17 protein-coding genes and 1 pseudogene are annotated in these 19,890 nt (G+C 39.1%); 14 read left to right on the top strand and 4 right to left on the bottom strand.

Translation table 11 applies throughout. The annotated features are described in order from the left end of the window. Positions 1-17: 17 nt before the first annotated feature. Positions 18-524 (bottom strand): annotated as a pseudogene (locus NSU02_RS18330) (4-hydroxythreonine-4-phosphate dehydrogenase PdxA); the annotation flags it as partial. Positions 525-751: 227 nt separating this feature from the next. Then, entirely contained in the window at positions 752-2,164 is a 1,413-nt protein-coding gene (locus NSU02_RS18325; RefSeq protein ID WP_327847794.1) for a PLP-dependent aminotransferase family protein, read from the bottom strand. 344 nt (positions 2,165-2,508) lie between these two features. Between NSU02_RS18325 and NSU02_RS18320 the strand changes: the two genes are divergently transcribed. The 3 genes from NSU02_RS18320 to NSU02_RS18310 all read left to right on the top strand — a co-directional run bounded on the left by NSU02_RS18320 (position 2,509) and on the right by NSU02_RS18310 (position 6,921). Beyond that, positions 2,509-3,891 (top strand): amino acid permease, encoded by a 1,383-nt coding sequence (locus tag NSU02_RS18320; protein ID WP_339193523.1) that lies wholly within the window; start codon positions 2,509-2,511, stop codon positions 3,889-3,891. Between the two features lie 225 nt (positions 3,892-4,116). Beyond that, entirely contained in the window at positions 4,117-5,418 is a 1,302-nt protein-coding gene (gabT, locus tag NSU02_RS18315) for a 4-aminobutyrate--2-oxoglutarate transaminase (RefSeq protein ID WP_117017409.1), read from the top strand. A 105-nt stretch (positions 5,419-5,523) separates the two neighbouring features. Continuing rightward, positions 5,524-6,921, top strand: a complete 1,398-nt coding sequence (locus tag NSU02_RS18310; protein WP_327847792.1) for an NAD-dependent succinate-semialdehyde dehydrogenase — start codon at positions 5,524-5,526, stop codon at positions 6,919-6,921. A gap of 31 nt (positions 6,922-6,952) precedes the next feature. On the opposite strand, the gene NSU02_RS18305 is transcribed toward NSU02_RS18310, so the two are convergent. Beyond that, entirely contained in the window at positions 6,953-7,117 is a 165-nt protein-coding gene (locus NSU02_RS18305; RefSeq protein WP_311066610.1) for a hypothetical protein, read from the bottom strand. A gap of 1,132 nt (positions 7,118-8,249) precedes the next feature. Between NSU02_RS18305 and NSU02_RS18300 the strand changes: the two genes are divergently transcribed. Further along, positions 8,250-8,675 (top strand): SIR2 family protein, encoded by a 426-nt coding sequence (locus NSU02_RS18300; RefSeq protein ID WP_339193520.1) that lies wholly within the window; start codon positions 8,250-8,252, stop codon positions 8,673-8,675. A 149-nt stretch (positions 8,676-8,824) separates the two neighbouring features. Here NSU02_RS18300 and NSU02_RS18295 read toward each other — a convergent pair whose 3' ends face one another. Further along, positions 8,825-9,739 carry a tyrosine-type recombinase/integrase gene (locus NSU02_RS18295; protein WP_066250192.1) on the bottom strand — a complete coding sequence of 305 codons (915 nt, stop codon included), beginning with the start codon at positions 9,737-9,739 and terminating at the stop codon, positions 8,825-8,827. A 518-nt stretch (positions 9,740-10,257) separates the two neighbouring features. Here NSU02_RS18295 and NSU02_RS18290 point away from each other — a divergent pair. The 10 genes from NSU02_RS18290 (at position 10,258) to NSU02_RS18245 (ending at position 19,804) form a co-directional block, all read left to right on the top strand. Then, positions 10,258-10,953, top strand: a complete 696-nt coding sequence (locus tag NSU02_RS18290) for a GntR family transcriptional regulator (RefSeq protein ID WP_082829551.1) — start codon at positions 10,258-10,260, stop codon at positions 10,951-10,953. A 7-nt stretch (positions 10,954-10,960) separates the two neighbouring features. Further along, the gene (locus tag NSU02_RS18285) at positions 10,961-12,091 is read left to right on the top strand and encodes an LLM class flavin-dependent oxidoreductase (RefSeq protein ID WP_066250196.1); all 1,131 of its coding nucleotides are present in this window, start codon (positions 10,961-10,963) and stop codon (positions 12,089-12,091) included. A gap of 30 nt (positions 12,092-12,121) precedes the next feature. Beyond that, on the top strand, positions 12,122-12,706 hold the full coding sequence (locus NSU02_RS18280) for an amino acid synthesis family protein (protein ID WP_066250199.1): 585 nt from the start codon (positions 12,122-12,124) through the stop codon (positions 12,704-12,706). Positions 12,707-12,722: 16 nt separating this feature from the next. Beyond that, the gene (locus NSU02_RS18275) at positions 12,723-13,520 is read left to right on the top strand and encodes an alpha/beta hydrolase (protein ID WP_261308780.1); all 798 of its coding nucleotides are present in this window, start codon (positions 12,723-12,725) and stop codon (positions 13,518-13,520) included. Position 13,521: 1 nt separating this feature from the next. Next, positions 13,522-15,006, top strand: a complete 1,485-nt coding sequence (locus tag NSU02_RS18270; RefSeq protein ID WP_066250206.1) for an aldehyde dehydrogenase — start codon at positions 13,522-13,524, stop codon at positions 15,004-15,006. 38 nt (positions 15,007-15,044) lie between these two features. Beyond that, positions 15,045-15,590 carry an NAD(P)H-dependent oxidoreductase gene (locus NSU02_RS18265; protein WP_066250209.1) on the top strand — a complete coding sequence of 182 codons (546 nt, stop codon included), beginning with the start codon at positions 15,045-15,047 and terminating at the stop codon, positions 15,588-15,590. Between the two features lie 115 nt (positions 15,591-15,705). After that, positions 15,706-15,981, top strand: coding sequence for a hypothetical protein (locus NSU02_RS18260; protein WP_066250213.1), 276 nt, complete (start codon positions 15,706-15,708; stop codon positions 15,979-15,981). Positions 15,982-16,030: 49 nt separating this feature from the next. Beyond that, positions 16,031-17,464, top strand: a complete 1,434-nt coding sequence (locus tag NSU02_RS18255) for an aldehyde dehydrogenase family protein (protein ID WP_066250215.1) — start codon at positions 16,031-16,033, stop codon at positions 17,462-17,464. A 266-nt stretch (positions 17,465-17,730) separates the two neighbouring features. Further along, positions 17,731-19,116: a cytosine permease gene (locus NSU02_RS18250; RefSeq protein ID WP_066250219.1), complete on the top strand. Its 1,386-nt coding sequence runs from the start codon at positions 17,731-17,733 to the stop codon at positions 19,114-19,116. 181 nt (positions 19,117-19,297) lie between these two features. Beyond that, complete coding sequence (locus NSU02_RS18245; RefSeq protein WP_066250220.1) at positions 19,298-19,804, top strand: flavin reductase family protein; 507 nt, start codon at positions 19,298-19,300, stop codon at positions 19,802-19,804. The last annotated feature ends 86 nt before the right edge of the window (positions 19,805-19,890 follow it).

The following is a 19,890-nucleotide window of genomic DNA, read 5'->3' as shown; positions in this document are numbered from 1 at the left end:
AGCAAAAAGGTTGGTGTTTAAACTTTCGGAGCCAGTTCGACAGCGGCGCGAATGGCTTCGAGCATGCTGCGTTCGTCCGCCAGATTTTTTCCTGCGATATCAAAGGCTGTTCCATGGTCGACAGATGTGCGTATGATACCGCCTTTGAGGCTGACGGTGATGTTTACTCCGGCTTCCAGCCCCAGCACTTTAATAGGGGCGTGCCCTTGGTCATGGTAGCAAGCGACAACAATATCAAAATCTCCGCGCACCGCACGGTAAAATAATGTATCTGCCGGATATGGTCCGGTTGCATTGATTCCTTCCACTTGTGCTTTTCGGATGCCGGGAATGAGTTTTTCCTCTTCCTCTCCATTGCCAAACAGTCCGTTTTCTCCAGCGTGAGGGTTGATGCCGCACACGGCGATGCTTGGGTTTTCTTTTCCAGCTCTTGTCAACGTTTCATGAGCCAGTTTAATGACTTTGTAGGTCCGATCGGAGAAGGGAAAAAGGCTTTTAAGAACCTTCCCCATGAGTCATGTCAGATCGAAAAATTTTAAATAAAATTTCTTTTGCTCTTAAATGGGTTGTGCGTATAAAAGCTGATAGTTCTCTTTTAACTACGGACAGATATTATAAGTGAAAGGGAAAAGGTCACAGCGGAAAATAGAAATTGAGCATTCTTAACCAAGATGAATCATTTTAAAACATTATGGCATTGTTCCTAAAGCGGCTATTCGTCCGATGTAAAGTTGTTGTTGTAGAAATCTTTTTAATAAATAACACGGTACAATCTATCTACGGCAACTGGTATGTCTTCATTTTTTATATTGGCAAATCCGATAACCAAAATAATTTTTTTCCCTTCTTCGATATTGCCTAGTAAATTGAATCTCTTCATGGAGTATATTTCAAGTTTTTCTTTTTTTGCTCTTTCTTCAATTTCTTTATACCCTTTATCTGTTTTGAATTCCGCAATGAAATGAAGTCCTGCCGGCACATTTTTAATCTTAATGCCATTTCGAAATTTCCATTTCAATTCCTTAATCAGGTTTTCTCTTTTTATCTCATAGTGATTGTTCATGCGCTTGACGTGTTTTGCGTACTCGCCGCTTTCAATAAAATAGTGAAGCGTAAATAAATTCAGTGTATTGCTTCCCTGTATCCAATATGAAAAATGTCTTTTGTACTCTCTTAATAAATCGGGAGGCAAAACGAGATAACTGATTCGGAAACTTGGCATGATCGTTTTGGAGAATGTTCCTGCATAAATCACGCGTTGATTCCGATCTAGGCTTTGCAGCGACGGAATATTGTCCGTTCCGTATTTAAATTCGCTATCGTAATCGTCTTCTACAATATACCTTCCTTCAGAAGCCGAGGCCCAATTCAAAAGTTCAATTCTTCTTGAAATAGGCATAATGATTCCGGTCGGGAATTGGTGTGACGGGGTGATAAAAAGGAAATGTGGATTCAAAGCTTCCACTTTCTTGATGTCTATTCCTTTTTTATCAAGATCGATTGGAAAAACTTCAAAATTCATATCTTTTAATAATTGGTAGATGCGAGAATACCCAGGGTTCTCAATTGCAGCTTTTATATTTTCCCTCTGCATGCCCAACACTTGACGTAACAAGGGCTGTGTCCCGGGGCCGATAATCACTTGTTCTGGTTCGCATTTAACACCGCGTGTAAGCGCAATCATACGCGAGATGGTTTTTCTCACAAGGTAAGGACCTTGAGGATGAGAAATGTCCGAAAGTTCGTTTTTGTGATTTTTTATTGCTATTTTTTCACACTTCATCCATTCTTTAAACGGGAACATGGAGATGTCAGCCGTCATATGTGATAAGGAAAGCCATCCCTCATCTTTCTTGGAGAATTCTTCTTTTAAATCATCTGGAAAGTTCATTTTAGCCTCTTTTTGATTGTTGAACTGTGTAATATTTTCCACATAGTAGCCTTTTCTTTCAATTGCGTAAATATATCCTTCAGCCAGGAGCTGCTCGTACGCATTTGAAACCGAATTAATGCTCACTCCTAATTTTTCTGCTAATTTTCTTTTGGAAGGCAATTTCTCATTGGTAGGGATCTTTCTCTCTAAAATCGCTTCTTTTAACGATTTATAAATTTGTTGATAGATATGATTTGACTTATCCTTTTTATCTATTTGAAAAAATATCATGATCTATCTCTCCCTCTGGTACCTGAAAAATCAGAAAACTGGTACTTTTCTTTTAATGTATTTATCATAATATTATTTATTATCAGTGTAAATTATCAGGATAAATGATGTTAGAAATAGTAACATAAAAAGAAAATAAAAATGTAAGGGGATTCAGGCTTTTATTTTTCCTTAGAATTGTTTTTAGTCTATGCGATTTCCGTTATTAATGCAAAAGCTGTGGAGATGGTTATAGAAATGTGCATTTTCTAATTATGTATTCGTATGTGACGGAACAAAGCTTTTGTTTTCTACAATGTTTTATAATAATACTTTCTTAATAAATTTAAAAGGGAGTGAGAGTAATGAGTAATAAATTTTCAAAATCAATGTCAAGAGTCGATGTTCTATTTCTTTCTGTTGGAGCAATGCTTGGATGGGGATGGGTTGTTCTTTCTGGTGATTGGATAAGTAAAGCAGGTTTTCTAGGAACGGCAATTGCCTTTTTGTTAGGTGGGCTGCTTGTTACTTTTATTGGTCTGACCTATGCAGAGTTAGCAGCTGCAATACCTGAAACTGGCGGTGGATTAGTGTTCGTCCAGCGAGCCTTTAATGATAGGTTGGGATATATTGCTGCATGGAGTGTCTTGTTTGGATATGTATCAGTTATTACCTTTGAGGCAGTTGCATTACCTACCGTCATTGATTATATAATTCCTGTTGATCACCAACTCTTTTTATGGAATCTCGGAGGATGGGATATTTATTTAACTTGGGTTTTGATTGGATCCTTTGGTTCGCTGTTGTTGACATCGATGAATTATTTTGGAATTAAACCGGCTGCTATTTTTCAAAATATTTTAACTATTGCTGTTATTTTAATAGGCTTAGTTTTAGTTTTTGGAGCATTTGCAAATGGAGGTTCAGTGCATACGAATTCAATTCTTGGAGAAGGAGTGGGGGGAGTGATGACTGTTCTTATCATGATTCCATTCCTATTTGTAGGGTTCGATGTTATCCCGCAAATCGCTTCAGAAGTAAAAGCACCACCAAAAGTAATAGGTAGGATACTTATTTTTTCTATTATACTGGCCATTGTTTTCTACATTTTAATTGCATATGGGGTATCAGTTGGATTAACACCGTCTCAACTCGAGGTTACCCGACTTGCTACTGCTGATGCAATGACGAATCTATTTAGAAGTCCAGTGTTTGGAACAATTCTTGTGATTGGTGGGGTTGCCGGAATCGTGACAAGTTGGAATGCATTCATTATTGGTGGAAGTCGAATTTTATTTGCCATGGCGGAGAGAGGGATGATTCCAAAATGGTTTGCTTACATTCATCCAAAATATAAGACACCGACACATGGCATTATCTTTTTAGGATTACTTGGTTTTTTTGCACCATTTTTAGGGCATTCAGCTTTAAACTGGTTTGTAAATGCTGGTGGCATTGGAATTGTCATCGGTTATATGCTTGTTTCCATCTCATTTATGAAACTTAGAAAAACAGAACCTGAATTAGAACGTCCATATAAGATACGAAATTGGAAATTAACTGGAGTCATTGCCATAATTTTAAGTATTATATTTATTACTTTTTATTTACCTGGAATGCCATCTGCGCTTGTTTGGCCTATGGAATGGTTAATTGTGTTTGGGTGGTATGGAATCGGAACAATCTTGTATCTGTTTGGTTCTAGAAAAGACTCTGTGAAAAAATTTAAAGATGTCTCGTCGACTTAGCCTTTGACGAGAATCCCCTTTAAAGGATTTCTAATTTATATAGAAAGTGAATTGGAAGGTAAATGAGAACAGTGTGCATTTTAAGTTTTTACCATGTCCCTAGCTTTATAAAGAGTGTTTAACGTTTTAACTGGTACCTGAAAAATCAGAAAACTGGTGCTTTTCACTATAACAGAAAATTGACATAATTCGTATATATATTGATTTTGAGGAGGCAATGAAAAAATGGCATCATCGACAACGATGGAAGACTTGCAGGCTAAACGGAAAAAGTATGTTCCTAAAGGGGTGAGCAATGGAAATTTAAGTATTGCGCATCATGCAAAAGGGGCTACCATCGTAGACATTGACCAGAATGAATGGATAGATTTTGCAGGGGCAATCGGAACTTTAAATGTAGGGCATAGTCATCCCAAAGTAACGGCTGCGGTAAAAGAACAGGTTGATAAATTTTTGCATCCTGGTTTTAATGTGATCATGTACGAAGGATACATTAAGCTGGCGGAAAAATTATGCAAGATTACTCCAGGCAACTTTGATAAACAAGCAATTCTTTTTAATTCGGGGGCTGAAGCAGTCGAAAATGCAGTTAAAGTGTCCCGTAAATTTACAGGCAGACAAGCGGTCGTTTCATTTGTCAGAGGGTTTCATGGAAGAACGAATCTGACGTTGAGCATGACGAGCAAAGTCAAACCATATAAATTCGGATTTGGTCCTTTTGCTTCAGAAGTGTATCAAGCTCCTTATCCATACTTGTACCGAAAACCGGATCATATGACAGATGAACAATATATTGATTGGACGATTGAAGAATTCAAGAGGTTTTTCGCTGCTACTGTGGCACCTGAAACGGTTGCTTGTATCGTAATGGAACCTGTTCAAGGGGAAGGCGGTTTTATTATCCCACCGAAGAAATTTGTCAAATTTGTCAGGGACTTCTGTGATGATCACGGTATTGTTTTTGTGGCAGATGAAATTCAAACTGGTTTTGGCCGTACAGGCAAATTGTTTGCAATTGAACATTTTGATGTTGTCCCGGATTTGATTACTGTTTCCAAGTCATTGGCTGCCGGGTTGCCTTTAAGTGGTGTAGTAGGCAAGGCGGAAATTTTAAATGCTGCCGATCCGGGTGAACTGGGTGGAACGTATGCTGGGAATCCTGTAGCTTGTGCCGCCGCACTGGCAGTCATTGATATCATCGAAGAAGAGGATTTGCTCACAAAATCAGAAATACTGGGACAAAAGATTGAGAAAAAACTGCTGGAATTACAAGCGAAACATGAGTTTGTGGGGGAAATTCGCCGCTTAGGTGCTATGGTAGCGGTGGAGATCGTAGATAACCGTCAGAACAAACGACCGAATAAAGAGAAAACGAATCAAATTCTGAAATATACGAATGAACATGGTCTTTTATTGCTTTCAGCTGGTATTGATGGAAATATTATACGCTTTTTAGCTCCGTTGGTTATTACTGACGAGGAATTAAATAAAGGGTTATCCATATTGGAAAAAGCTTTTGCTCAATGAACTGGGTGAAGAAACTGAGGATAAAATTGCCGGGAATCCATTAACCAGTGGCGTTATATATTATTATATCCCGGCAAAGAAAAACCCAGAGGGAGGTAAACCTTGATGGCAGCGACGATTAAAGTCACGAATCCTGCAACAGGTGAGTTGATCCAGGAAGTAAAGGCAGATACAGAAGAAGAGATTAATCTTGCATTGCGGAGAGGGCATGAAAGTTTCCGAAAGTGGTCAAAAATAAATGCACATGAACGATCGAGACTATTAAAGCTTTGGTCTAAAAAAATCCAAGAACATAAAGATGATCTTGCAAAGATCATGACAATGGAAAGCGGTAAACCTTTGCACGAATCATTGGGTGAAGTTGACTATGCAACTAGTTACATTGATTGGTATGCAGAAGAGGCGAAACGGCTTTATGGACGAACAATTCCTGCAAATACGGAATCCAAACGTATCATTGTCAGCCGCCAACCGGTAGGATTGGTTGCAGCCATTACTCCTTGGAATTTTCCAGCCGCAATGATGACAAGAAAAGCTGCACCGGCATTGGCAGCTGGATGTACATTCGTTGTGAAACCAGCAGAAGATACCCCGTTAACAACGATGAAATTGATTGAGCTCGCTCATAAAGCCGGAATACCAGCGGATGTAATTCAATGTGTGAATGGCTATGGCAGTGAGGTAGGAAAAATATTTACGGAAAGCAAATATGTCAGAAAAATTACGTTTACCGGCTCGACCCCTGTAGGAAAATTATTGATCAGAGACAGTGCCAGTACGGTTAAACATGTTTCAATGGAATTAGGCGGCCACGCACCGGTCATTGTTGCACATGATGCTGATATTGACTTGGCGGTAGAACAAACGATAGCTTCCAAGTTCAGAAATGCCGGTCAAACATGTATTTGTGCAAACAGAGTTCTAGTGCATGAAAGCATTGTAGAGGAATTTGCTGAAAAATTAACAAATGAAGTTAAAAAATTAAAAGTTGGAAATGGTTTGGAAAAAGGAACTCAAATTGGGCCAGTTATTAATGAAAAAGGCTTTAATAAGATTGTCTCGCAGGTCAACGATGCAATCAGTAAAGGTGCTGAAGTTCTTTGCGGCAATAAATACAATGCAAATAAGGAAAAAGGCTATTTCTTTGTTTATCCGACGGTTCTCAAAAATGTCAATGAGAACATGAAGATTATGCAAGAGGAAACATTTGGACCCATTTTGCCAATCACAACGTTTCAGGAATTAGAAGAAGCTGTTAATATTGCAAACAGCACGCCTTATGGTCTGGCCGCTTACTTTTTTACAAATGACTATAGAACAGGCATCTATCTGCATGAGCATTTAGATTTCGGAATTATCGGCTGGAATGACGGTTCTCCATCTGCTGCCCACGCTCCTTTTGGAGGAATGAAAGAAAGCGGAATCGGCCGTGAAGGTGGAGTGGAAGGCATTGAACCGTATTTGGAAACGAAATATTTGTCAATCGGGGATATTTATAAATAAAGGACTTTTTGCAGGGAGCTTTTAACAGCTGTTAATTTTCAATTTGATAGAAACTAATCGGTTTTTCATAAAGTTGGTTATATCCACCATCCATGATCAGAAATTCGATTTGGAAATTTGTACAATCTGTCACATTTCCGATCAATGTTGGGTCGACTTCTCCATCGTTTACATGAGTTGGAGTTACTTCGATCACAATCGGTAATTCACGTATCTACAGAAAGATGCACTTTATGGCCAAACCAAGTGATTTTATTGCTAAAAGAATCAAACTTTGCTCCCCAATTTGCATTGCCTGTTTGTTTTTAGGCTTGTTCTTTTCATAGGCGTTAATGGCGGCACTATCGATAGCCTGATGCCCTCCATTGATCACGCCTTCAGCTTGGCCTATCTGGACAAGATCATAAAAGATTTTTTCTGCTAGATTTTTTTGAGTGTGTTCATGGAAAATACTGTACTAAAAGTAGAGATAGATGGTGCAGGTCGACCGATTTAAACCGCATTGATAACGGAATGAATGTCTTAATCCAATCGGTTACGAAGGGCTGTAAACGTATCAAAACCTTTTAATGGAGCAGCAATAAGAGCTCTTAAAATTCCTTTCCTTAGAATGACCTTCAGCCCCCCTTGGGGTGAAGAATTGCTTAGCAAAGGGACGTAAATCAAGAGCACTAAAAAAGATTTGGCAAATTTTCTTTAGAATCTAAAATTTACAGTTCTTCAAAAAGGAAAATAGACTTTCTTGTAGAATGTACAAAGTGACTTCCCCCTAGCGAATTATTGTGTTTAGGCCACATCAAAAATTCTGCAAATGAGGGGTGAAGTCCTTTTTTCTTTTGAGAGTCTTATGGCTCTTAGAACAAAAAAATGTAAAATGTTCAAATAAAAAACTTGATTAGAAGTTAAAATTTTTTTATTTTTGTTCTTAATTTCTCTAAATTTCAAATGGTTCAGGTATCAATATTTGGATTTCCACAACCTAAGTTTAGTATCGTTGATAACTGGGCACTTCATAGTCAGCTTCCAGTTCATTAGGGTTTCTGTTTTTTTCCAAAATAAAAGGGCAGAGAATCGAAAAATCCTTATGCAGTGATATGCAAAGGGGCTATACATGGAGAGAGCTTTAGGTTTTGCTAAAATTATTGAAGCTGACGCTTGACTAAAGAATCATGGCTACAGAGGATTCACGCCAAGCCCTTGATGGATAGATCACATATATGTATATTTATACATAATTTTGATATAGGTATACTGCAACACTCTGTTCCGATTTTTATATAACTACAAATTATGATAATGCTTTAACAGATTATAGAGATGATTTCGTTATGCCATTATGTATGGATGATATAGAAGATATCCAAGAAGTTTTAAATGAGAAAAAACATAGAGTTATACATTTACATGGACATATCGACAAACCAGCATCAATGATTGTAGATGAGGATGACTATAATAATTTTTACTCTGATGATAAAATTACTAGCAAACTTTACTCGATTTTGGGAAACAGAAAATTATTGTTCATTGGGTTCTCTTTTAATGACTATTATTTTAAAGATTTGTACTCAAAAATAATTAAAAATATTGGCGGAGAACACTTCATCATCGTTCCCAACCTGCACGTCTTTGATGCAAAAGAATACTTAAAAATAAACTTAATCCCTATAGGAATTAACGTCAATAAAGATAATAACGGTAAATATTTGAATTATGTTAAAGCACTCAAAGTTATATTTGAACAACTAACATAGTAAAAAACTGATAATAAGCAAACTGATTTCTAATCTTTGTACTTTCGATTAGGAAACAAGTCTACTACTCACCTCACTCCATGTTAATACGGTGTTTCAGCTGAAATAGAGAGGCCTACGTTTTCACGAGCGAAATAAAATAATTCAAATTAGAACTTCGGCAACGCCTCGACCGCATCCGCCAAATCGCTGTAACTGTCCTTTAAGTACCGGGAAGTCGTCGCGATGTGGCTATGCCCAGCGAGTCGGCGCACTTTCTCAATATCGTTGTTTGTCGCCTTTAACATCCACTTGCAGAACGTGTGGCGAAACATATGAGGCGTCAGCTTTTTGCCTGGTGGACTGTAGCTTTCGACCATGCGCTGAATACCGCGTACGGAAAACTTCGGTGAGCGCTGGCTGTAAAAGACGTAGGGAGATGCGTCCACGTGCGGCTTCTTTTTTGCCATCTCTGCTCGAAACGCCAGCCAATCCTGAAGCTCCGCAAACAGGATGTTGGAGATCGGGACCGTGCGCACCTTCATCCCCTTGTTGACGATCCGGAGGCGCTTCATGTCGAGGTCAATATCCGTAAGCTTTAAGTTCGACAACTCCTCCAACCGCAAACCGGCGTAGACAAACAGGTACACGATCGCCCGGTCGCGACGGTATTTCTCCTCTGGATCCACACCGCGGCTATGGATCGGCATTTTCCGCATTCGATGCAACAAATCTTCAAACTCCTCCTCCGTCAGCCACATGATCGTCTCCTGATCTTCGTCGGCCGTTTTCAAATCCGAAATGCCTTTCATCGGATCCTGGTCGAAATACCCTTTCTCCACTGCCCAGCCGTAAAAACTGCGCAGCGCGTTCAGCCGCCGGTTGATCGTTGAGGTCGCGAGCGGTTTCCCTTCTACCGGACTTAACATTTGCTGGATCCATTTGCGGATGTCCGCCGAGGTCACATAGTCGCCGAAGCGCAGATCCAAGTCCTTCAAAAACTGATTCACGTCATTCAAGTAGGAGATCACCGTGTTCGGGGAACACCCCTTCTCCTTGAGGTACGTCTCGTATTCGTGCAGCATTGGATTCACCTCGATCTTATATGACGAGTTTATTTTGTTGCTTTTGGCAAAACACCAGAAAAAATAACCTTATGTGACGAGTATATCATAGAAAAACTGAGATCGATAGACATATAATACAGATTATATGATAAGTTTAGATAAAAAATATTAGAGACGCAATAAATTTAACATCGGCGACCCGTAGTCTTTTGGGAGCTGTCCTGGTTTGCAGTGAATGAGCCTTTCCATATCATAGATCGGATTGATAATTACAGGATTACAATGCTTCTAAACAATAAAGAAATAAGAACTTCCTACTAATTTTTATTGGATCATCATCAAAAACTGTATTCGGTCTTTAAATTTTGTGGTGAATAGCCTTCACTTGTTACTAAACATTAAACATCTTGTGTGCAGTTTAATGGATTATTTATCAAAATATATTGACAAATCTAAATATTATAAATTAAAATTACATCGAAGACATCTTGTATGGTACATGGTACATGGCACATAGTTTGTTAGGGGGGGATAAGTTGAATTTTTCAGTATCAACTGAGAGCATTCATGCGCAAGTAACAAATATCATTCGTCAGGCAATCGTTTCAGGACAATTAGCTATGGGTGAAAAACTTTCTGAAGCTGCATTAGCACAGAAATTAGGTGTAAGTCGTACTCCGGTTCGCGAAGCTTTGAAACAACTACAAAGAGAAGGTTTGGTGGAAATCATCCCACGAGTAGGTACTTGTGTCACCAAACCAACCGAGAAAGAAATTACGGAGTTGTTTGCATTAAAAGAAGTTCTTGAGGGACTTGCAGCCGGACATATGGCTCAAAGAGAAAAAGTACCTGAGTTACAGGAGCTAATAAAAGCTATGGAAGACATGGATGAGGCAGCAAAAAACAGAAATATTGATGATTACGTTGAAGCTAATGATCGCTTTCATGACGCTATTATTAGAGGATCTGGAAACAGCAAACTTCTGTATCATTTTAATCTCTTAATTAACCAGCTTCCTTACAGACGCTTTGTTTATATGACACTTGATCAACCCCAACGTTTAGAGAAATCTGTGGAAGAACATCGACGTATCGTAGAAGCGATTACATCCGGAGACCATCAATTAGCTGAGAAAATGATGAGAGAGCATGTGAAGGCAAGTGGATCAAAATTAATGGAATTCATGAAAGCTGAGTTGTTTCGTGATAATAAATCAAAAACAGGGAGGTAATCTAAAGATGAAATTCGGTATATTCGCGAATCTGGCGGGTCCTGGTAGACATAATGAATTTCCCAAAGTTCTTGATGAAGCAAGAGAGCAAGCGGTTTATTGTGATCAGGCAGGATTTGATTCTATTTGGTATACGGAGCATCATTTTGGTCATGAAGGTAACGAGTTGATACCCAACCCAATTTTAATGGGAGCAGATATAGCAGCACGGACTAAACGAATTCGGATTGGTCAAGCGGCTAACATTATTACTTTTTGGCATCCACTGCGTTTAGCAGAAGATATAGCTTTGTTGGATCAATTGAGCGGCGGACGTATTGAAGTCGGAATTGGACGCGGATTGTATGGACGAGAAGCAATGAATTTAAATCAATTAGCTGATCCACGTGATCAGGAAAAGAATAGAGCGTTATTTGAGGAAACCTACGAAATTCTGATCAAAGCTTGGTCCCAGCGTTTCTTCTCCCACGAAGGTGAATTTTATCAATTTCCTGCACCAGGATTGAAGTGGAATCACCCGTTAAGCCCACCGTCCGAAGAATATATGGATATGGAAAAAGGTGAGATCAAAAAGATTTCCATTATGCCGCCAACCTATCAGCGGCCACATCCTCGGATCTGGCAAGTGATTGATTCACCGAGATCTATTAAATGGGCCGCCGAGCATCAAGTGAACGGAATCTTCTGGATGCCTACGGTGAAAGAGTTAAAAAGACGCTTTGAATTATATCGGGAAGCTCTTTCAGAGGCAAAAGGAACTCAGGTAGAACTTGGAGAAGGCCTTGCTCTCGTTCGAGACTGTTATGTAGCTAAAACGATGGAAGAGGCTAGAAGAGATGCAGAGGAAGCCGTATTGCGTACTTATCGTTGGATTTGCCATTGGCGTGGATTTGGCAATCTGATGAACCCTGGTGAGGAATTAAAACCAGACACTCAACTTAGTTATGAATTTTTGCATCCACGCAATTTGCTTTTCGGAACACCAGATTACGTAGCGGAAAAAATTCAAGAGCTTAAAGAAGAGCTTAATTTGCAGTATTTGTTACTCTGGACGAACCATGGTAACCTGCCTCATGAAAAAATTATGCGAAGCATTAAATTATTCGCAGAAGAAGTCATGCCGAGATTTAAAAAATAGGATTTTTTACTTAAGAATACTGGAGGAGAAATGCTAATGTTGGAAGTTCGCAAGGTATACACAGTTGTCGAAGAAACTTGGGTCGAGGGTGGCAAAGAAGTGAATCCACCGATCCGTACCATTTCAGCTATTGCAGTTATTCGTAATCCATGGCACGGACGCGGGTACGTAGAAGATTTAAAACCAGAGATACTAGCTTGTGCTCCTAAATTGGGAGAACTGCTTGTAAAAAAGTTGTTCGAAGTTATAGATTCTCCCGATGAAGTCGAGGCCTTCGGTAAAGCAGCTCTAGTAGGTGTAGACGGAGAAGTAGAACATGCGTCTGCATTGATCCATACCTTCCGGTTTGGTAATAAGTTTCGTGATGCTGTACAAGGTACTAGTATTTTACCTTTCACCAATAAACGGGGAGGCCCAGGTTCTTATATTACGGTTCCTATGGTTCATAAAACGGATGACTCAAAGCGTTCTCATTTCATTACCTTTGAAATTAACATACCTGATGCGCCTCGATCAGACGAAATTATGGTTGCAATTGGTGCTTCTACCGGAGGACGGCCGCATCCGCGTATTGGAGATCGCCATCAAGACATGTTGGAAATGGGATTTAAATAATATGAGGGGGTTTTTGATGAACAGGCAATTTACCTACTATACTGACGTCGGGAAGGGTGAACCTGTTATTTTAATTCATGGTGTTGGATTAGATTTAACGATGTGGGAGCAACAAGTTTATGCATTATCTTCACAATATAGAGTGATTAGCTATGATATGATGGGACATGGCAAGTCAGCCTGTCCCCCCGTTCCCTATACCCTATCTCAATTTGTGGAACAATTAGATGTTCTATTTTCTAATCTAGACATTCCACAGGCACATCTGATCGGATTTTCAATGGGAGGACTAGTTGCTCAAAGCTACGCGATCCAACATCCAGAAAAATTATCTTCTCTGACTCTCATCAGTTCTGTCGCTAGACGAAATGATGAGCAGCGTAAAGGTGTGCTTTCCCGAATAAAGGAAGTAGAGGAACATGGGCATAAGACAACTATTAATGCTGCGATAAAACGATGGTTTACGCGTACTTTTATATCCGAGCATCCAGAGGTAATTAGGCGTATTCGCTATCGTTTAGAAACAAATAACCCTGATGCTTACCTTGCTGCTTATCGAGTATTCGCAACAGCAGATGCTGAGGTATATGATCGATTACCTGAAATTAAGTGCCCGACATTGATTGTAACAGGGGAACTCGATCAAGGCTCAACACCTGAGATGGCTGAACTTATGGGAAATTTAATCCCACATTCCGAAGTCGTGATAATACCGGGTATCAAACATATGTTACCTATCGAAGCAGGGGGTCAACTAAATCAACTTTTGCTTTCAACATTAGAAAAGTATAGTGGAAGGGAATGGAAAGAATAGAATGAGTGAACTTAAAAGATACAAAATGTATATCAATGGGGAATGGGTTGAATCAAGTAGTGGGGAGTATTTTGAAAGCTATAATCCAGCTACTGAAGAACCTTGGTGCTTAGTGGCCAAAGGAACAGCAGAGGATGTGGATCGTGCTGTAAAAGTAGCTCACCAGGCTTTTGAAAGTTCTAAATGGTCATCTATGACATATACCCAACGCGGAAAACTTTTACGGCGTTTAGGAGACTTGATTGCTGAACAGGTTGATAATTTAGCGAAATTCGAAACATTAGATAACGGGAAGCTTATCCGTGAAATGCGGGGACAACTGCAATACCTACCAGAGTTTTATTATTACTATGCAGGTTTAGCCGATAAAATTCACGGAGAAACACTCCCTATCGATAAACAAAATATGCTCGTTTTTTCATCACGTGAACCTTTGGGAGTTGTGGCTGCAATTACTCCTTGGAATTCCCCGCTCTATCTTACGACATTAAAGCTTGCTCCAGCCTTGGCAGCGGGTAATACCATAGTTATAAAACCATCAGAGGTTACATCTGCGTCTCTGCTAGAATTAATGCCTCTAATTGAAGAGGCGGGGTTTCCACCGGGCGTTGTAAATGTTGTAACCGGATTTGGCGACCCTGTAGGAAACAGTTTAACAAGTCATCCGCTTGTCAGACGTGTTGCCTTCACCGGGGGACCGGAAACAGCGCGGCACGTTATCCGTAATTCTTCGAACAACTTTGCTCGGCTTACTTTAGAATTGGGAGGAAAATCCCCTAATATCGTTTTCGATGATGCTGATCCTGATAGTGCAGCCCTTGGTATAATCGCGGGGATTTTCGGAGCTGCTGGTCAGAGCTGTATAGCCGGATCACGAGCATTTCTTCAGAAAAACATTTATGATCGAGTGCTAGAGAAATTAGTAGATCGTACTTCTAAAATCATCATTGGTGATCCAATGGATTCAAAGACTGAATTAGGCCCATTAGCTACTGAATCACAATTAAAAAAGGTGGAATATTATGTAAGTTTAGGAAAAGAACAAGGGGCACATCTTATTTATGGTGGAAAGAAACCAGCGTCTTTAAAGAAAGGATGGTATTTTAAACCAACTATTTTTGAACATACGGATACCAAAATCCGTATTGCTCAAGAAGAAATTTTCGGTCCCATATTGAGTGTCATTCCGTTTGAAAAAGAGGAAGAAGTGATTGCACTAGCCAACGGAACGAATTATGGATTGGCTGCAGGAATCTGGACGAATAATTTGTCAAGGGCTCACCGAGTTTCCAAATCTTTAAAAGCTGGGATTGTTTGGATAAATACCTATAGAAGCATTTCTCCTATTGCTCCTATTGGTGGATCGCATTGGAGTGGATACGGGCGAGAAAGTGGGTATGAAGCGATTTACGAATATACCCAAAGCAAGGTCGTTTGGGTAAATACTTCATCTGAACCGATGCTAGATCCGTTCATAATGAGGTAAGCAATACATTTATCAATACAACATAGGGTGGGATACTTTTGAAATTATTGGGTATATCTGGGACAATTACAGGATCAAAAACACGGATCGTTGTCGCAAAGGTTTTAGAAGAAGTAAAGCGATATCATCCAGAAGTCGACATCGAGTTACTGGATATGAAAAATTATGATGTCCAGTTTTGTGATGGTCGCGATCCTTCTACTTACACTGGGGATACAAAAAAAGTCATCGATATTGTTAGCCTTGCTGATTTCTATATTATAGGTACACCGATCTTTCAAGGATCCATTACCGGGGTTCTCAAGAATTTATTTGATTTGGTGCCCCCACAGGCTCTCCGGAACAAGGTCATGGGATTTGTAGCGACAGGTGGCACTTATCAACATTATTTGGTGATTGAAAATCAATTAAAACCAATCGCTGGTTATTTTCGAGCCTTTGTCTCTCCCAACTATGTATACGTTCACAACGACCATTTTAGCCCGCAGAACGAGTTAATTGATCAGGAAGTATTGGATAGAATCAGGAAGCTAGCCAAAGAAGTGGTTTATATGCAAATGTCTCTAAAAGAAAATAAAATATAACAACGAACATATATGAAATAATTCCCTCAATCAGTATGTTTTGGTTACAATCTAACGATTTCTCCCTCATAGAATATCTTATTTTTTCTAAATTATGACGAGAGGAGGATATAGAATGAATCCAACAATGGAAGAGAAGATCAACTTGACCGATTTGTCTTTTACGCGCTTTTGCTGTGAAAGATACGGGATCAATAGAGGAATATATAATACCATTGATTCTTGGTTTTTTAATCAAGGATTCAGAAATATTTTAGAGAGAAGAAAAAAGATATTATCTTTTCTTGAATTCGTTCAAAACAAGCATACCCTAAACAGAAGTTCTAGATGTAAGTTTGGAAACGGTGGTTTAACTATCAAACTACAAGAATATTTTTATTCTCAAACTTAAATCCCGATAAAGCAATGTGGTTGATTGAAATTATTTGATAATAAGGATGATGAAGAGCATGAGAAGAAAATTGTTCATCAATGGAGAATGGGTGGAAACTAAAAAATATTTTTCCTTACATTCTCCTTATTCTGAAGAAATAATTGCTCAAATTCCTGTTGCAACAGAGATAGAAGTGGAACAAGCGATCGAATCGGCCTACTGTGCTCAGAAAGAGATGGAAAAAATGCCTAGCCATAAGCGCGCAAAAATTTTAGAAACCTTATCTTTACTGCTTGAACAAAGATCCGATGAAGCAGCGCGAATCATTGCTCTGGAAGCTGGTAAACCAATTAAAACAGCAAAAATAGAAGTAGATAGGACTATTCAAACATACAAATTTGCTGCTGAAGAAGCCAAGCGGATTTATGGCGAAATATTACCGTTAGATGCGGCTCCGGGTGGAGAAAATCGCATTGCCTATACAGTACGAGAACCGTTTGGGGTCATAGGAGCAATAACACCTTTCAATTTTCCAATGAACCTAGTAGCCCATAAAATTGGGCCTGCAATCGCTTCCGGAAACACAATCGTACTTAAACCAGCCTCCCAAACTCCGCTATCTGCTTTCTTTATCGCCGAACTTTTACAACAGGCTGGCTTACCTAAGGGGGCACTCAATGTTATTACGGGAAGCGGTAGCATGGTTGGTAACATGATTGTAAAAGATGAAAGGGTCAAAATGATTACATTTACCGGTAGTCCAGCTGTAGGGATTTCTATTAGAAATAAAGCGGGGTTGAAACGAGTAACTTTAGAACTCGGTTCAAATTCTGCGGTAATCATTGACAAGGGAGTAAGAAATCTAGATAAGATTGTTTCCCGCTGCGTAGCTGGTGCATTTTCCTTTCAAGGACAGATTTGCATTTCTCTACAGCGAATTTATGTCCACGAAGAACACTATGATGAGTTTGTTGAAAAATTTATAAAGCAAACAGAGATGCTAAAACTGGGCGATCCTCTTGATCCAGAAACAGACCTGTCCGCATTAATTTCGCCTAACGATGTACAACGCTGTCTAGATTGGATTGAAGAAGCTCGAGAATACGGAGCGAAAGTTGTCTTAGGTGGAAAAGCAAAAGGCAACATCTTGCATCCTACTGTAATATTAGAGGCGGATCCTGCGTTAAAAGTATCCTGCCAAGAAGTGTTTGCGCCTATTGTTCTAATTAATAAAGTAAGATCAGTGGAAGAAGCCATAAACTTGGTAAATGATTCACGTTATGGCTTACAATCTGGAATTTATACTGAAAATATTCACACAGCAATGATAGCAGCGGAAAAATTGCATGTTGGTGGGGTCATGATCAATGATATTCCAACCTTTCGCGTTGACCATATGCCTTATGGCGGTGTGAAGGAGAGTGGTTACGGGCGGGAAGGGGTGAAATATGCAATTGAAGAAATGACAGAACTAAAGCTTGTCGTATGGAACCGGAATTAGATCTCTTCGCTAGCCTTGAAAATTAAAATACTGACGGGGCGATCCTTTGATAAAAAAGCCAATGACCTAATTTCAAACAAATAAGAATCAAAAAGGCAAAAAAAAAAGCATATCCTAAAAAATTAAATTCTATTACTCATTTTAACCCATTGACCAGTTCGTTTGTCAAGAAGTGCGCTACATGCGCTAATAATGAAGCGCGTTTAGTAAATAGATTTTTATTTCGTAAGCGTTGTCAACAATAATCGTATCGGGAGGTACAACAAATGAAAATTGAAACACGTAGTATTGAATATATACCATCAGAAGAGCGGCATGGGAGAGCCAGGGATTTATTCCCTGTATGGTTTGGAGCAAATATGCATATAACAACTCTTGTGGCAGGAGCACTAACAGTCACCTTGGGGCTTAATCTGTTCTGGAGCTTGGTCGCGATTATTGTGGGTAACCTGCTTGGAGCGCTTTTCATGGCATCCCACTCTGCTCAGGGGCCGCAACTTGGGATTCCACAGATGATCCAGAGTCGGGCTCAATTTGGGGTTATTGGAGCAATTCTACCATTATTCCTTGTCATGTTTATTTATTTCGGCTATTTCGCAAGCAGTGGATTACTTGGAGCTCAAACCTTAAGTAGTGCACTTTCAATCGATTTGAATTGGAGTATCTTGATCATGAACGCGGTATGTTTCATTATTGCCCTTTATGGCTATGATTTAATTCACAAGATGCAAAAATATTTCTCTTGGTTATCTTTCATTATCTTCCTAATTGCTACCTATATTATTATTTTCCAATTACCAATACCGGAAAATAGTTGGGCACTAGATCAATTTAATATGTCAGCATTTTTACTAGCTGTAAGTATTACCTCGACTTGGCAATTATCATATGCACCATATGTTGCGGATTATTCACGTTACCTCCCAATCAACACTAAAACATCTCACACATTTTGGTACAGTTATTGTGGTACAGTTATTGGTAGTTCTTGGATGATGATTTTAGGTGCTATTTTAACTGCGTCAATTCCGTATTATCTTGAGGATTCTGGAAGTAACTTGGCTAAATTATTCGGTAATTTCTCCATTATTATGTATATCGTTATTGTTCTTGGGCAATTATCAATCAATGTATTTAACTTGTACGGCGCATTTATGTCTACAGTTACAACGTTAGAACCATTCTATAAATTTCGCGTCACACCGAAAGTTCGAATGTGGTTCCTACTTTGTATAACGATTATAGGCACTGCATTATGTATTTGGGGGCAAGGGAATTTTCTTTCGTTTTTCATGAATTTTATCTTTTTCATCAGTTATTTTCTAATTCCTTGGACATCTATCAATCTTGTTGATTATTATTTGTTGCGTCGAGGTCTTTACAGCGTTAAAGATATCTTTGATGTAAATGGTTGCTATGGAAAAGTAAACTGGATTGCCATTATAGCATTTGTTGTAGCAATTCTCGCTGAAATTCCTTTCATAAATACTACTATATATGTCGGATCTTTCGCAAAAGCATTTGATGGAGCAGATATTGCATGGGCTGTAGGGTTAGTTGTACCCGCCGTACTATATTACTTTCCTATGAAACGTAAATTACATGATCCCATTGATATGACTGGAATGAATAACTATATGAATACACCTTAAAAATATTTTCGCTGACGCAAAATGAATAACTCTATTTGTATCATGGACATCATCGCAATATAGAGCAGAATCTATAGGTGGACTTGCTGCTTATCAAATCATTCCAATATGCCACCCTTCAAGTTTGGAAGTCCGCAAAGCCTTGATAAATCAATATTTCTAGAGGGAGGAATAGATATATATGTTCTCAAAAGAAGAGAAGCAACGTTTATTCAAAGAAGTAATGGGAAACTATCCAACAGGAGTAACTATCATTACTACCACATCCAGCGATGGGAACCCTGTCGGATTAACTGTGAACTCATTTACTTCAGTTTCACTAGACCCTCTCATGGTGCTTTGGTGCATTGATCATAAGGCTTCGTCCATTAATGACTTTATTAGTGCTGGGAAGTTTGCCGTACACATACTGGCTGGAGACCAAAGAGAATTATGCAAAACATTTGCAAGCAAAGGTGTCGATCGTTTTAACACCTGCCAATGGACTTTTTCCAGCAATCACCTTCCTATTATTGAAGATACTTTCGCCGTACTTCAATGCCAAACATTTAAAACAGTGGAAGCTGGTGACCACACAATTCTCATTGGAGAAGTCATCGACATCCAAATGAACAATAAAAAGCTTCCAATGCTGTATCATCGTAGACATTTTGCCACTATCCCAGCTGAATTTTATACAACACAATAAAGGCAATTCATTGCAAAGATCCTATAGGATGTACGGTGAACAACAATGAGAAACGAAATATATGTAATTATATTCAGATAAAACAA

The organism is Aeribacillus sp. FSL W8-0870, from assembly GCF_037963755.1.
Lineage (GTDB): Bacteria > Bacillota > Bacilli > Bacillales > Aeribacillaceae > Aeribacillus > Aeribacillus composti.
Note: the sequence above shows the minus strand (reverse complement) of the source record. Positions and strands in the feature narration are given on the sequence as shown.